Source organism: Acidobacteriota bacterium (genome assembly GCA_016703965.1).
In the GTDB taxonomy this organism is placed as follows: domain Bacteria; phylum Acidobacteriota; class Blastocatellia; order Pyrinomonadales; family Pyrinomonadaceae; genus OLB17.
This window is the reverse complement of sequence record JADJBB010000021.1, coordinates 235700-249810: the sequence shown is the minus strand read 5'-3', so window position 1 is coordinate 249810 and position 14111 is coordinate 235700. Positions and strand designations below refer to the sequence as shown.

12 protein-coding genes are annotated in these 14111 nt (G+C 51.5%); 11 read left to right on the top strand and 1 reads right to left on the bottom strand.

Translation table 11 applies throughout. From position 1 onward, the window contains the following. Position 1 precedes the first annotated feature (1 nt). From IPG22_08500 to IPG22_08460, 9 genes are all read left to right on the top strand, one after another. A complete protein-coding gene (locus tag IPG22_08500) occupies positions 2-451 on the top strand; it encodes a hypothetical protein (protein ID MBK6588320.1) in 450 nt (149 codons plus the stop codon). Between the two features lie 432 nt (positions 452-883). Further along, positions 884-2266, top strand: a complete 1383-nt coding sequence (mnmE, locus tag IPG22_08495) for a tRNA uridine-5-carboxymethylaminomethyl(34) synthesis GTPase MnmE (GenBank protein ID MBK6588319.1) — start codon at positions 884-886, stop codon at positions 2264-2266. 99 nt (positions 2267-2365) lie between these two features. After that, on the top strand, positions 2366-4255 hold the full coding sequence (mnmG, locus tag IPG22_08490) for a tRNA uridine-5-carboxymethylaminomethyl(34) synthesis enzyme MnmG (GenBank protein MBK6588318.1): 1890 nt from the start codon (positions 2366-2368) through the stop codon (positions 4253-4255). A gap of 465 nt (positions 4256-4720) precedes the next feature. Further along, positions 4721-5482 carry a ParA family protein gene (locus IPG22_08485; protein MBK6588317.1) on the top strand — a complete coding sequence of 254 codons (762 nt, stop codon included), beginning with the start codon at positions 4721-4723 and terminating at the stop codon, positions 5480-5482. Continuing rightward, a complete protein-coding gene (locus tag IPG22_08480; protein MBK6588316.1) occupies positions 5475-6341 on the top strand; it encodes a ParB/RepB/Spo0J family partition protein in 867 nt (288 codons plus the stop codon). Before IPG22_08485 ends, IPG22_08480 begins: the two co-directional genes overlap by 8 nt. Before the next feature lie 56 nt (positions 6342-6397). Continuing rightward, a complete protein-coding gene (gene selD / locus IPG22_08475; GenBank protein MBK6588315.1) occupies positions 6398-7375 on the top strand; it encodes a selenide, water dikinase SelD in 978 nt (325 codons plus the stop codon). A 24-nt stretch (positions 7376-7399) separates the two neighbouring features. Continuing rightward, on the top strand, positions 7400-7786 hold the full coding sequence (tatB, locus tag IPG22_08470; protein MBK6588314.1) for a twin-arginine translocase subunit TatB: 387 nt from the start codon (positions 7400-7402) through the stop codon (positions 7784-7786). A 6-nt stretch (positions 7787-7792) separates the two neighbouring features. Beyond that, the gene (gene tatC / locus IPG22_08465; protein ID MBK6588313.1) at positions 7793-8854 is read left to right on the top strand and encodes a twin-arginine translocase subunit TatC; all 1062 of its coding nucleotides are present in this window, start codon (positions 7793-7795) and stop codon (positions 8852-8854) included. Between the two features lie 128 nt (positions 8855-8982). Next, positions 8983-10614, top strand: a complete 1632-nt coding sequence (locus tag IPG22_08460; GenBank protein MBK6588312.1) for a GWxTD domain-containing protein — start codon at positions 8983-8985, stop codon at positions 10612-10614. Between the two features lie 55 nt (positions 10615-10669). Here the strand turns inward: IPG22_08460 and IPG22_08455 are convergent, their stop codons facing one another. After that, positions 10670-11611, bottom strand: a complete 942-nt coding sequence (locus IPG22_08455; protein MBK6588311.1) for a hypothetical protein — start codon at positions 11609-11611, stop codon at positions 10670-10672. A gap of 93 nt (positions 11612-11704) precedes the next feature. Between IPG22_08455 and speD the strand changes: the two genes are divergently transcribed. After that, positions 11705-12115, top strand: coding sequence for an adenosylmethionine decarboxylase (gene speD, locus IPG22_08450; GenBank protein MBK6588310.1), 411 nt, complete (start codon positions 11705-11707; stop codon positions 12113-12115). Then, positions 12112-14061 carry a DUF4178 domain-containing protein gene (locus tag IPG22_08445; protein ID MBK6588309.1) on the top strand — a complete coding sequence of 650 codons (1950 nt, stop codon included), beginning with the start codon at positions 12112-12114 and terminating at the stop codon, positions 14059-14061. Before speD ends, IPG22_08445 begins: the two co-directional genes overlap by 4 nt. The last annotated feature ends 50 nt before the right edge of the window (positions 14062-14111 follow it).

Below are 14111 nucleotides of genomic sequence, written 5' to 3'. Positions count from 1 at the left end.
TATGAATCAAACATGTGAAAACGCGAAGGATTTTCTTGCTGGACTAGTAGCTGACATGCGTTTCGACCTTACCGTTGATTCAGAATGGAACGAAGAAGGCTGTTTACTTAACCTCAGCGGTGAAGATTCACATTATGCCTTGGCGGAAAACGGCGAACTGCTTGACGCGTTTGAAGTCGTCCTGTTTCAGGCGTTTGGCCGTGAACTTGATCGCGAACACCGTTTCGTCGTCGATGCCGAGGGATTTAGGCAGACACGTAAGGCAGAACTTCACGCGATGGCCCGCTTTGCGGCAGATCAGGTGCGTAAGAATGGACGGCCGTTTACGTTTGGAGTCCTAAACTCAACCGAACGCCGCATCATCCACATGACATTGCAGAAGGAAGAAGATCTTTTCACAGAATCGGTCGGTGACGGTCGTGAGCGGCGCCTACAGGTTCGTCTGCAGTAAGCAGCTGATCTTTATTTACCGCGAAGTCGGTCCCATCGCAAACCCAAGAAGGTCAGGGCCTGGCTTTTCGTTTGGGAATTTGTGCCTCATTACTATGACGGTGGCGGTGTCACCAGCTTGATAGTTTGTTTTTAACGAGGATATCGGGAACAATTACTTCCTGATCTCTCGATTTCACCAAATACGCTCGATATATAAGGCCTCGCCATCTTTGGCTGTGAAACCTTTTAAGACTTTCGGTTGAGCCGATTCTGAATCTGCTTAGGGTGTTAGCGAATTAGCGGCAGTCCAACCGACGGTGAATATAAGCACAGGCAGGGCTACCCCGAGAAGCGATTTTTTTTGTCATGGAATTCCTTAGATTGAGCTACAACCGAACATTATCACGCTAGTCGCAAGCTTTTGTTTCGAAATGCCACTAACATTTAGGATATGCCGAACACCATTGTCGCACTTGCAACACCCACGGGCCGCAGCGGCATCGGAATTGTCCGCCTGAGCGGTGGCGAATCGCTCGGGATAACGAAGAAATTGGTCAATGATGACGGCTTTTCACCCGCACCCCGCGCCGCACATCTCAAACAACTTCACGAACCACATACCGGCGAAGTAATAGACGAAGCGATAATCGCGTATTTCAAGGCACCGCATTCCTTCACCGGCGAAGACGTTGTCGAGATAAGCTGTCACGGGTCGCCCGTTGTCCTGCGACGGGTAATCGACGTTTGTCTTGGCTTGGACGCACGGATGGCCGATGCGGGTGAATTCTCGCTTCGTGCTCTCGCAAATGGGAGGATGAACCTTGCTGAGGCGGAGGCAATACGGGATCTGATCGATGCACAAACTACCGCATCGGCGCGGCAGGCGATCCGGCAGATGCGTGGGGAATTTTCTAACCGGCTTCAGCCTATAAAGGATGATCTTCTAAATGTGATAGTTGTTCTTGAATCCGCACTTGAGTTCGTCGAGGACGATCTCCCGGAAGTTCAGGCGGAAGGAGTGAAAACCAAAATAGCAGCGATCGCAGCTGAGATTGAAAGACTTGCGTCGACATTCAAAGCCGGTCGTCTAATACGCGAGGGGCTAAGAGTCGCTTTAGTTGGGCGTCCGAATGTGGGTAAGTCTAGTCTTTTCAATGCTTTACTGGGCAGCGACCGTGCTATTGTAACTGAGATCGCCGGAACGACGCGGGATCAAGTCCACGAGAGATTTACCATTGGCGATATTCCGATCTCCTTGATCGATACGGCTGGGCTTCGCGAAACGACCGACATGGTCGAAAGTATAGGCGTTGAACGTTCGAGGGCAACCATGGCGGACGCCGATATTGTTGTCGTAATGCTTGACGCTAGTGTACAGACATCGGATGAAGACCGGGAAATTCTTGCTAGCGTAAAGGATTTGAATTACATCGTCGCGCTGAATAAGATCGACAAAGTTCCGTCTACAGATGTTGATCGCATTGTCGCCGCAGAAAACTCGAGCCTTGCATACCTTCGTGAAAGGCTAATTCCCCTTTCTGCCAAAACTGGCGAAGGCCTCGACGATCTAAAACACAACATTGTCGGACCGTTTAGAGCCGAGGATGTATCAACCTCGGGATTTCTTGTTACCGATGCGAGACATCATGACCTGCTCACCCGAGCGAAAGATGAGATCGAAAACTCGCTGGAATTAATGAACCAAAAGATAAGCGAAGAGATCGTTCTTATCGGCCTTCACAATGCCCTCCGCTATCTTGGTCAGATCACGGGCGAAACTACCACCGAAGACATGCTAACTCGTATCTTTTCAACATTTTGCATCGGAAAGTAGATAGCCGCAGGATACCAACCCTGGCAATTATTCGTTGCGCAAACCAGACGAATTCAATATAGTTAAGAGTTTCGCTGCCCAAATGGGGCTTGATTTTGTATGTTTGACGAAAGTTTTGATGTGATCGTTATAGGTGCTGGCCACGCGGGTTGCGAGGCGGCGTCTGCCTCCGCGCGTCTCGGTGCCGAGACGGCGCTGGTCACCATAAATCTAGATCTAATCGGACAGATGTCGTGTAACCCTGCGGTCGGCGGTATTGCTAAAGGCCATGTTGTTCGTGAGATCGATGCACTGGGCGGTATCATGGGCCGCGTTATCGATCGGACGGGAATTCAGTTTCGACTATTGAACCGTTCGCGGGGGCCCGCTGTCCAATCGCCGCGTGCTCAGGCAGACCGCAGCCTGTACCGAACTGAGATGCGCCGGGTACTCGAATCAACGCCGAATCTGCACCTTCGTCAAGGCGTAGTGATTGACCTAAATATTGAGAACAAAAGAGTTGTCGGCGTAGAGCTGCAAGATTCCCGCCGTTTTTCGGCCAAATCAGTTGTCATCGCGACCGGCACATTTCTGAACGGCACGATCCATGCCGGGCGAAAAACCTTTTCGGCTGGCCGTGCGGGTGAACCTGCATCCATCGAGCTTGCCGAGAGCCTGAAAGCTCATGGTTTTCCGGTCGGTCGCCTAAAAACCGGAACGCCGCCGCGGCTTGATGGACGCACCATCGACTGGGATGCTTTCGAGCCGCAGCCGGCTGACGAAAAGCCCGTGGCATTTTCATTTGCCACCGAGAGAATCGAGCAGGATCAGGTACAGTGCTACATCGGTTACACAAGTGAGCGACTGCATCAGACGATTCGCGATAATCTGCATCAATCGCCGTTGTACTCAGGGAAGATCACCGGCATTGGACCCCGATATTGCCCGTCTATTGAAGACAAAGTCGTAAAGTTTGCCGATAAGAACCGCCATCAACTATTCCTCGAGCCCGAGGGAAGAGACACAAATGAGGTGTACCTCAATGGCTTCTCCACATCGCTTCCGTCGGCTTTGCAGCTTGAGTTGCTGAGGATGGTCGAGGGGTTTGAAAAGGTTCAAATAATCAGGCCAGGCTATGCCATCGAGTATGATTTCGTCGACCCGCGTGAAATGCGGCCGACGATGGAATCGACCCGTATGGACGGCTTGTTTCTTGCTGGACAGATCAACGGAACGACTGGTTACGAAGAGGCCGCATGCCAAGGCTTGATGGCGGGAATTAACGCCGCGTTCTCGACTCAGGGCCGCAAACCGTTTATTTTAGGGCGCGATGAAGCATATATTGGCGTTCTAACAGACGATCTCATCCGCCACGGGGTTGACGAGCCCTATAGGCTCTTTACGTCCCGTGCGGAAGCGAGATTAACACTTCGGCACGACAACGCCGATGAGCGTCTCTCACCGAAAGGCCGGGAAGCGGGGCTTTTGGGTGACATGGACTGGGAAAGGTTCAATTCAAAGCGTGACCGCATCGCAAATCTTCGAAGTCTGCTCGATCACACGCGTTTCAAGCGTTCGTCGGTTGAATACGCTAGTGTTTCTCAGATGCTTGGTGTTGATCTGGGTGATTCGATCACGCTCTCTCAGTTAGCTATGCGGCAGGGAGTAAATTCGGATCTTATCAAACGCCTGCTTCCCCCGGATGTTGCTGAAGAACTAAAAGAGACCGATCTGGAAACCGCTTTGGCCGATTCTTTGTACAGCGGCTACATAGCTAAGCAAAAGATCGCTACCGAAAGAGTAAACCACCACGACACTCTCAAAGTGCCTGAACACTTCCAGTTTGCAACGATCGGCGGGCTTTCGGCGGAAATGGTGGAGCGGCTCGAACGAGCCAGGCCCCAGAACTTCGCCCAGGTTCGTAGTATTGCTGGTTTGACGCCAGCAGCAGTTTCATCTGTTCTCGTTCATCTGACCGCGAACACGGCTAATCGGACAAGTCAAAACTAATATCTCTTAAAAGTGTGAATCGATTCACACTTTCTTCTTTCGTCCATCCTAACCATCTTCAATTTTGGGGGAGAATTTTGCGGTAATATTTACTCGCCGCTATAAAAAGTGTGAATCGATTCACACTTTGGGCCAAATCGCGTATTTACGGGCTATTTACCTTAATTGGTCGAAGTTTCCTGCCTTTTGTCGCCATAAAACCGCCTGATTGGTCGAATGCGAATTCGAGATAGGTCAAACGTGCAAGCGACAATGATACCTTTACCAATCTTGTTGCTGAAAGTGTGAATCGATTCACACTTTCAAATCGAGTCCGCCTCCCGTTCGAGAAATTGGCTTGTATATGTGAATCGATTCACATTCCGGGAAAAAAACTCAAAAAGTGTGAATCGATTCACACTTTTCTCGATTTAGGGAATGAGTTCGCGGTGTGCTAACTTAATCAATTGAAGATCTCGTCTTAAAATGGGCAAAGTAATAGCGATAGCAAATCAAAAAGGCGGTGTTGGCAAGACAACTACTGCCGTGAATCTGTCAGCGGCGTTGGCAGCTGAAGGCAAAAAAGTGTTGCTTGTGGATGCTGATCCGCAAGCCAACGCGACCTCTGGTGCTGGTGTCCCGCGCGTTGCGGGCAGGAAAACCTTATATAATGCACTGGTTTCTGGCGATTCGCCTCGCGAAATGGTTCTTCCGACCGAGATCGACACTCTTTGGGTTCTCCCGGCAGATAAGAATCTTGCCGGGGCTGAGATAGAACTCGTAGAACGGGCAAATAGAAACTACGCGCTGCGAGAGGCTCTGGCCCAGGTTCGTGATTATTTTCATTACGTACTGATCGATTGTCCGCCGTCGCTAGGAATATTGACCGTGAATGGCCTGACGGCTGCCGATTCGTTATTGGTTCCTATTCAATGCGAGTATTACGCACTTGAGGGTGTGACCGAGCTTTTTGACACACTTGCCCGGCTACGACGTGAATTGAATCCAAAGCTAGCGATCGAGGGCCTGCTGCTTACGATGTTTGACGAGCGGACCAATCTCTCGTCCGCAGTTGCCAAGGATCTGCGGGATTTCTACGGCAGCCAAGTGCTCGAAACGGTGATACCGCGAAATGTGCGTCTTGCCGAGGCTCCGAGCTTTGGCAAACCAATATTATTGTATGATCCGCGTTCGCGCGGTGCTGAGAGTTATGTCCAACTCGCCAAGGAGATAATAAAGAATGGCTAGACAAACACTGGGACGAGGTTTGAGTGCACTGCTGGGAGACGAACAACCGACGCCTGCTGGTGAGGCTCCGTCATATGAGATCGACATAGATCTGATCGAGCCTAATCCGGAGCAACCGCGTACGCGTTTTGCGGAGGCGAACCTTGAGGAACTGACCAAATCGATCCGGGCGAATGGCGTGATCCAGCCGATCGTTGTCCGTAAATTTGGCACTCGATATCAGATCGTTGCGGGTGAACGGCGTTGGAGGGCATCGCAGCGAGCCGAATTGCGGCGCATACCGGCTATTGTAAAGGAAGTATCAGACGAAAAGCTGCTCGAGATCGCTCTGATCGAGAATATTCAGAGACATGAGCTAAACCCGCTCGAAGAAGCTCGTGCATACCGTAAACTTATTGATACCATTGGACTTACGCAGGAACAGGTAGCTGACCGGATCGGTAAAGAAAGGTCCTCGGTGGCTGCCAGTATGCGGCTTCTACGGCTTCCGGAAGAGATACAGAGGCTGATCGAAGAAGGCGGGCTGACTTCTGCCCACGGGAGAGCACTGCTCGGCACGGACGACGCAAAGATACAGAAGGTCGCGGCGATGGCTGCGATTGAGCACAACTGGTCGGTTCGTGAGACAGAAAAGGCTCTGCGGCGTATCAAGAAGGGCGACCTGCCTGACGACAATTCGGCGAAACCTGAACGGGTTGTTGACCCGAATGTGAAGGCGGCTGAGACGAAGCTCATGCGTACGTTGAATACGAATGTGAAGATCCACGAAGGCAGGAAGGGTATCGGGGGAAAGATAGAGATCGAGTACTACAGCCTCGACGATCTTGATCGTATTTTTTCGGTTATCTTAAAGAAATAAAAGGAGTTACGGGAATGCAGAAGCGTTTGACGGAAATGGTCGATTGCGCCGGTTGAGTGGCCAAACTCGCCCCCGGCGACCTTGCTCAAGTTTTGAGCAAACTTCCGAAACAAAATAGCGAAAATGTGATCGTCGGTTTCGATACTTCCGACGACGCGGGAGTTTTTCGCCTTTCGGACGAGATCGCGCTTGTTCAAACCCTTGATTTCTTTACTCCTGTTGCGGACGATCCTGAGATCTATGGGCGCGTCGCGGCGGTCAATTCGCTTAACGACGTTTACGCGATGGGCGGGACTCCCATATCGGCTCTTTCGATCGTCTGTTATCCGCAAAAAGGTGATTGGGATATCCTCGGTGAGATACTGAAAGGCGGGCAGGCCGCGATGACCGAGGCTGGGGTCGTGATCCTCGGCGGGCATTCGGTTGATGACAAGGAAATGAAGTTCGGGTATGCCGTCACAGGGATCATACATCCTGATAAGGTCGTTACAAATGCGGGGGCAAAACCGGGGGATGTGTTGATCCTGACCAAACCCATAGGAACCGGCGCGATCAATACAGCAGTTAAACGCGGAAAGGCGAGCCCTGAAACAGAAGCCGCGGCGATCGCGGCAATGACCACTTCGGCTGCACACGCGTCTAAAGTAATGCAGTTGGTCGGTGCGAACGCCTGCACGGATGTCACCGGCTTTGGATTGATCGGCCATGCGTTTGAGATGGCAAAGGGCAGCAACGTGACGTTAAATATTGATTCTAAAGCAGTTCCGCTGCTGCCTGACGTTTTAGAGCTTATTTCACAGGGAATGTTGACGCGAGGTGATAAGAACAATCGCGTTTATGTTGGCGAAACCGTTAGAATAAAGGAAAGCGTTTCGGGCGAAATGCAGAGCGCCCTGTTTGACCCGCAGACGGCGGGCGGCCTGCTCATCAGCCTGTCGGAATCGAACGCCGCGAAGTTCTTGCAAGATGTCGATGGTGCGGTCATCATCGGCAGCGTCGCGGCGGGCAGTAATTATTGCATCGAGGTAAGTTAAGTGTTTTTGTTCATCTTCGAATCTATTGGTACCTCCGAATTGATACTTGTAGGTATCGTTGCGCTTATCTTCCTCGGCCCGAGAAAATTACCAGAACTTGCAAAGAAAGCAGGGAAGATCATGGCTGAGTTTCGCGGTACTGCAAACGAATTCAAGCAGACGTGGGAAAAAGAAGTTAACTTTGAGGAAGAGGCTAAAGCTTTCAGCCTTGGCAGCCTGGATGCGGAGGCCGTAGCTCGGGATGAGTCCGGAGCGACACCGGAAACGACCACTGTCATTCCTGACGCCCCGGCGATCCGGGCGGCTGATCCGGAAGCTTTCAAACACATGATCGAATCCAGCGAAACTCCAAAACCTGCCGAAGTACTCATCGAAAACTCACCTGCGAGCGATAAGAAGAACTGGCTCTAGACATCAATGGATCAAATCGAATCAGGTCAGGAATTGGAACCGGGCGCTCAGATGTCGTTTCTCGAACATCTCGACGAGCTTCGTAAGCGCCTTGTTAAAGCCGTACTTATCCTGATCGTCTCTTTTCTTGTTTGTTTTTATTTCGGTCAAACGATCTATAACTTTCTGTCGATCCCAGTGCGGCAGGCTTTGTCCAAGGCCGAAAGGCGGCAATGGCCGATCGGCGGACTGACCGGCGACGAGAAAATACTCGCTATCAGCGAGATGAAAGAGGGAGACAGCGGCAGATTTACGCTGGACAAGGATACAACGCTTGGCGGGGCACTGCTTAGAGCCGGAACATCGGTTAATGCAAAAGCCGTGACAGATACGGATGGTAAGTTGGGCCTCTTTACGACCGAGAAGATCATTACCAACAATGCGATCGTGCCCGAGGGGGTCAGGCTCCCGGTTCCCCTCGATAAAGTCTTGCCAAATCAAGATGAGAGAATGACGGTAACGACAACGACCGAGCAGTTCACTCTGATCGTCACGGTTTCGCTTTATGCTGCAATTGCCCTCGCTCTGCCGCTTTTGCTCTGGCAGGTTTGGGGATTTATCTCACCCGCACTTTATAAGCATGAACGGCGATATGTGACGCCATTTGTTGGGCTCTCAACAGTTTCGTTCGTTATCGGAGCGGCATTTGCCTACTATATACTATTCCCTCCGGCGGTCGCTTTTCTGCTCAATTACGGCGACGGCGAGTTTCAGCTGCAGCTTCGTGCGACGGAGTATCTGGATTTCATCACGATCATTATGCTTGCGATGGGATTGATCTTTCAGATGCCGGCCATCACGTATGTTTTGGCTCGGATCGGGATCGTTTCCGCCGGAATGCTGATCCGCAGCTGGAAAATATCGCTCATTATCATTTTGATCGTAGCAGCAGTAGTTTCTCCAACGGCCGACGTTGTCAACATGATGTTGTTTGCAGCACCGATGATGGGACTATATGTTGTGTCGGTATTTATCGCTTGGTTTTTCAATAGAAAAAGGCGAACCGATGCTGAGGCTGAGAAGGCTTAGGATGCAACCATTTACCTTCCTTTTTGCATCTTGAATAGTTAGACAGAAGTGTCTAGAATCTTTTAGATAAAAGGTTATTAGGAATCATACTTGTTCAAACGGTTGATTTCTTCCGGAGTTTTACCGCTATGTCAAAAGTACTTGGATTTAGGAAAGTTTTGATGGCATTCGTGGCCGCTGGTTTGGGGATAACTGCAGTTATTGCTCAGCCGCCCGCGAAGAAAGATCCAAATGATCCGATGAGCAACTCTCGCAACGTGACGGCCGAGGCGAACAAGGTCTATAAGAAGTGGCTGGATAACGACGTCGCGTACATCATTACGGATCAGGAAAAAAAGGCATTTAAGGCACTAACGACAGACGAAGAGCGCGAGAATTTCATTGAAAATTTCTGGCGCCGCCGGGATCCAAATCCGGACACCGAGGAAAACGAATACCGTGAAGAGTATTACGAACGTATCGCGTATGCCAATCAGCACTTCGCGTCGGGTATCCCGGGATGGAAGACAGATCGCGGCCGCGTTTACATAGCGCATGGCAAGCCTGATTCCGTCGAGTCGCATCCGTCTGGCGGTTCCTATGATCGTCCAAGCTGGGAAGGCGGCGGATCGACGAGTACATACCCGTTTGAGATCTGGTTTTACCGTCACCTCGATGGGGTCGGTGATGGGCTGGAGATCGAGTTTGTCGACCCAACCGGAACGGGCGAGTACCGCATGGCCCGTGATGCGAGTGAAAAGGATGCTCTGAAGATGGTTCCGGGCGCGGGTCTCACGACATCGGAGCAGCTGGGACTCTCGGATAAGGCTGATCGCATAACCGGTAATAACGGTTACAACCAGAATTACCAACGTGAGCAGGACACGATGTTTCGCCGGCTCGAGATCCAGGCAAATTTGCAGCGTCCGCCGACTGTTAAGTTCAGCGACCTGCAGGGTATCGCGGGCGGCGACTCAGGCGTTATTGACAGCAATCCGCTCGATTTCGACCTTCGCGTCGATTTCTTCCGTCAGTCCGACGACCGCGTGATCACGGCATTTACCGTGCAGGCGGGCAACAAGGAATTGACCTTTGATGAAGTCGGCGGATTGAAGCAGGCGACGATGAACATCTTTGGACGCATTACCGCCGTCTCTGGCAAGCGTTCGGGCATTTTTGAAGATTCTGTTTCAGCAACTGCAACGGCTGAAGAGCTAAATGACGCAAGAGACCGAAAATCGGTCTATCAGAAAGCGATCGCTCTTACCCCAGGCACATACAAGGTTGACGTTGTGGTCCGTGATGTTAAATCGGGAAACAAGGGGATCCAAAATCTCGGTTTTGTTGTACCGCGGTACGATGAGAAGAAGCTCTCAACATCTTCGCTGATAATGGCCTCCAAACTGCGAGCGACAACTGACCGCGACATCGGTTCGTCATTCGTGATCGGTAACGCAAAAGTGATCCCGAATTTGTCGGGAGTTTACAAGCAGGGCCAGGAAGTCGGGCTCTACATGCAGGTTTACAATGCAGGCATCGACCAGACCACACTTCGTCCGGCGGTGGATGTTACCTACATTCTTTCCAAAGATGGCAAGGAATTATTAAAGCAGCCTGAGGACTGGGGCGGTTTGAGCGATTCCGGACAACGGTTGACTCTTGCCAGATTGCTACCGACTACGCTTATGCCGCTTGGCGATTATGAGCTCAAGGTCTTGATCAAAGACCGTGTCGGCGGACAGGTCATTGAGAACAAGGGCAAGTTCACGATCACAAACTAAGATCGTTGAAATTCAGTTTAAGCTGCTGTATTCATAGGAATGCAGCAGCTTTCTTCTATTTTGCGCGGCGTTTAATTTCTATCAACGGCGAATTCTTCCCTTCGCTGCCTGCAAAGATCGAAGTCCCGTCGGCACTGTAGCAAACCGACTCGCCGCCTTTCCGGTTTCCGAGATCGATCGGCGCCGCGGTCTGCTTCCATATCATGTCAAATTCCATTTCTCCGGCCGGCAGAGCGTATTCATACGCCTGTGTGTAATCGCAGATGATCACTCGCTGTCCGTCGGGTGAGATATCGCCGCCCGTCAGGAATCCATTTGGAATTGCCGGAACCGAGAGTTCTCCTATCTTTTCGGCCTTTTGTATCGATGATCTGTTGAATTCAGGCTTAAGCCGATAAACACCGGCGGGACCGCTCACACGTTTTGTGACGACATAAATATCGCCCGATCGAGGATGTACCATCAGCGTCTCCGCGTCCTGGTTGAAATCCGGATACGAAAACTGCAGCGATTCTGCATCTGCGGTGATGAGCGGTTCGTTTCGCGAAGAACCAGAAGCGGCGGAATTCACGGTCGGTTCGATCACACGAAAGACCGCATGGTCCGGACGCTTCGTTTTGTTGTCACCTATCTCGCCGATGTAGATATAACATCTGCCGCGGCCGTCTTTGAATACGGCAATATCTTCCCAGTCGATATTCTCACCGTTCGGTACCTTCCACGTTCCCAGGCTCTCTCCGGAATCATTTATAGCATAAAGAAATGAGCCATCACCTGAGTCATTGTGTGTCCAAAGAGTATTCTCCTGGCACTTTGAAGCAGCGATTCCGCTGCTTTCTGTAATATCGGGTGAATGGATCTGTCCGTTGATCTGTGGCGATCCATAGCTTGAATCTGCGGGTTTGGTTTCGCTGCGTGTCGAAACCAACCCACATCCGGCGGATAGAAAGGAAGCAGTGAAAACAGAAATGACAAATCCACAGATTTTAGCTATCATTCTTTTCGACATACTTCGCTACATGCATTATAACGTAGAGGTTATCGTGCCAGTTCAAAACTTATTGCTAAAGTTTTCGTAAGGTAAAGCGTGATGATCGTTGGAACCGAATGGCTGATCGAGGCGACAGGCTGTGAGCCGGACGCTCTGCGCGATGAGAACGCGATCCGATCGATCTTGTCGCGCGTTATCGACGACCTCGGCCTGCGGTCTATCGGCTCCGTCTGGCATAAATTCGACGGTGAGGGCGGTGTTACAGGCCTCATCGCACTCACCGAATCGCACCTTGCCTGCCATACGTATCCTGAATACGGAACAGCCACATTTAACTTATATTGCTGCCGAACGCGGCCCGAATGGAACTGGGAAGGCGAGCTAAAAGCGGCCCTCGACGCGGCTGACGTAACAGTGACCAGGATCGAACGCGGAACCAGGGAAGACATTGCCGGTGTCCGGAATTTGGGTTCGGATATGAGATTTGAAATTGCCGGAGGTGAGCAATGAGCGTTCTTCAGGCGAATTGTCCGTCGTGCGGCGGGCCCATAGAATTCAAGGCCGGATCGACCATCGTTCTCGTTTGCCCGTTCTGCCGCTCGGCGATATCGCGAACCGATCGTGCCTTGGAAGACCTTGGCAAGGTCGCTGACATAGTTGATTCAGAATCTCCGCTCAAGCTCGGGCTTAAAGGCACATACAAGGAGGCAAGATTTGAACTTACTGGCCGGGCTCAAAACAAGCATGAGCTCGGAGGTTCGTGGGACGAGTGGTACGCAACATTCTCGAACGGCTGGGTTGGCTGGCTTGCCGAGGCTCAAGGGCGTTTTTATTTAACCTTTTATCAGCCGCTGCCTGCCGGCGTTTCGCTGCCGTCATTCGAAGGCCTTCAGCTTGGCCAGGTTGTCACCGAGATCCCAAGCCCGATGCCTCTCATGGTGCAGGAGAAAGGGCGTGGAACCTCGATCGCTGCTGAAGGGGAAATTCCGTATAAGCTGACGCCGAACGAGGATTTTCAGTTTGCCGACCTTGCCGGAAAGAACAATGCGTTCGCGACGATCGACTACAGTATGTCGCCGCCGTGGGTATTTATCGGAAATCAGGTAACGCTCGATGAGATCGGGCTGGGCGATGCAAGATCGGTAAAGCGTGAAGGCAAGCGCGTCTCGGCTGCCGGACTGCCGTGTCCGAATTGCGGCGGCCCGCTGAATCTGATCGCTCCCGACAAAGCCGAACGGGTAACTTGCCCGAATTGCGATTCGCTGCTTGATGTAAATCAAGGCAATATTTCATACCTCAAAGCGCTCGATCAGACTAACGTGCCGGAATTTGTCGCTCCGATCGGTGCTGAAGGTACCTTCCCCGGCGATGTTAAATTCAAGATCATCGGAGCCGTTGTCCGCAGCGTTACGATCGACGGAGAGAAGTACTATTGGCACGAGTATCTGCTCTACAATCCTATGATCGGCTTTAGGTGGCTCGTCCATTCGGACAATCATTGGAATTTTGTAGAACCGGTCAATCCGGCTGATGTTGCTCAGGATAACGTCTTTGTCGCTGGAAGCACCGTCGAATACAACGGCCGCAAATTCAAGATATTTCAGGACGCTCCGGCGGTCACGGAATACGTAAAAGGCGAATTCTATTGGCGAGTCGAGCAGGGCGAAACCGTTCGAGCGATAGATTACGTTGCGGCACCGGTCATGCTGTCGCAGGAGATATCGGCCAACGAGATCAACTGGTCCGCGGGCACTTACATGACCAACGACGAGGTCGAGAAAGCCTTCGGGATCTCCGGACTTCCGCGGCCGTGGGGTGTTGCGCCGAACCAGCCGTTTACCGGCAGGTTCTATTACACATGGGGAGCCTTGCCGCTGCTTGCTCTCTTAGCGGTTGCGATCTTTATGATACCGTTCAGCGGACTCACGAATACGGTATTAAATCAGGAAGTCGTCCTTCCGCCGCTCGTAAACGCCACGACTGCACAGGCCGTTTTTAGTCAGCCATTCGATCTTAAAGCGAACCGAAATGTACGTATAACTGCAGGGGCACAGGTCGATAATTCCTGGGCCGACCTCGACATCGATCTCGTCAAGGACGGAACGACCGAGGAGATCGAATCCGTTAATATTCCGGTCGAATATTACAGCGGCAGCGACAGCGACGGAGCGTGGACCGAGGGTGATAAAAAGAGCGACGCCACGATCTCGTCATTGCCGGCGGGCAAGTATACGCTTCGTGTCGAAGGCACGTGGCAAAATTGGCAGGCACAAATGCCCGTTACCGTTAAGGTTGAGCAGAACGTTAACCGGGGCGTAAATTTCATCTGTGCGTTTCTGATCCTTCTTATCGTGCCAGTCATCGGGTTGATCAGAAAGGTATCGTTCGAGGGCAGCAGATGGAAAGATAGTATGTTCAGCTCGGCGTCATCCGGCGGATCGGATGATTCGGATTAGTTCCGAAGTTAAAAAGTTACTAAGTTGCGAGGAAGCTTGAAACCTTGGAA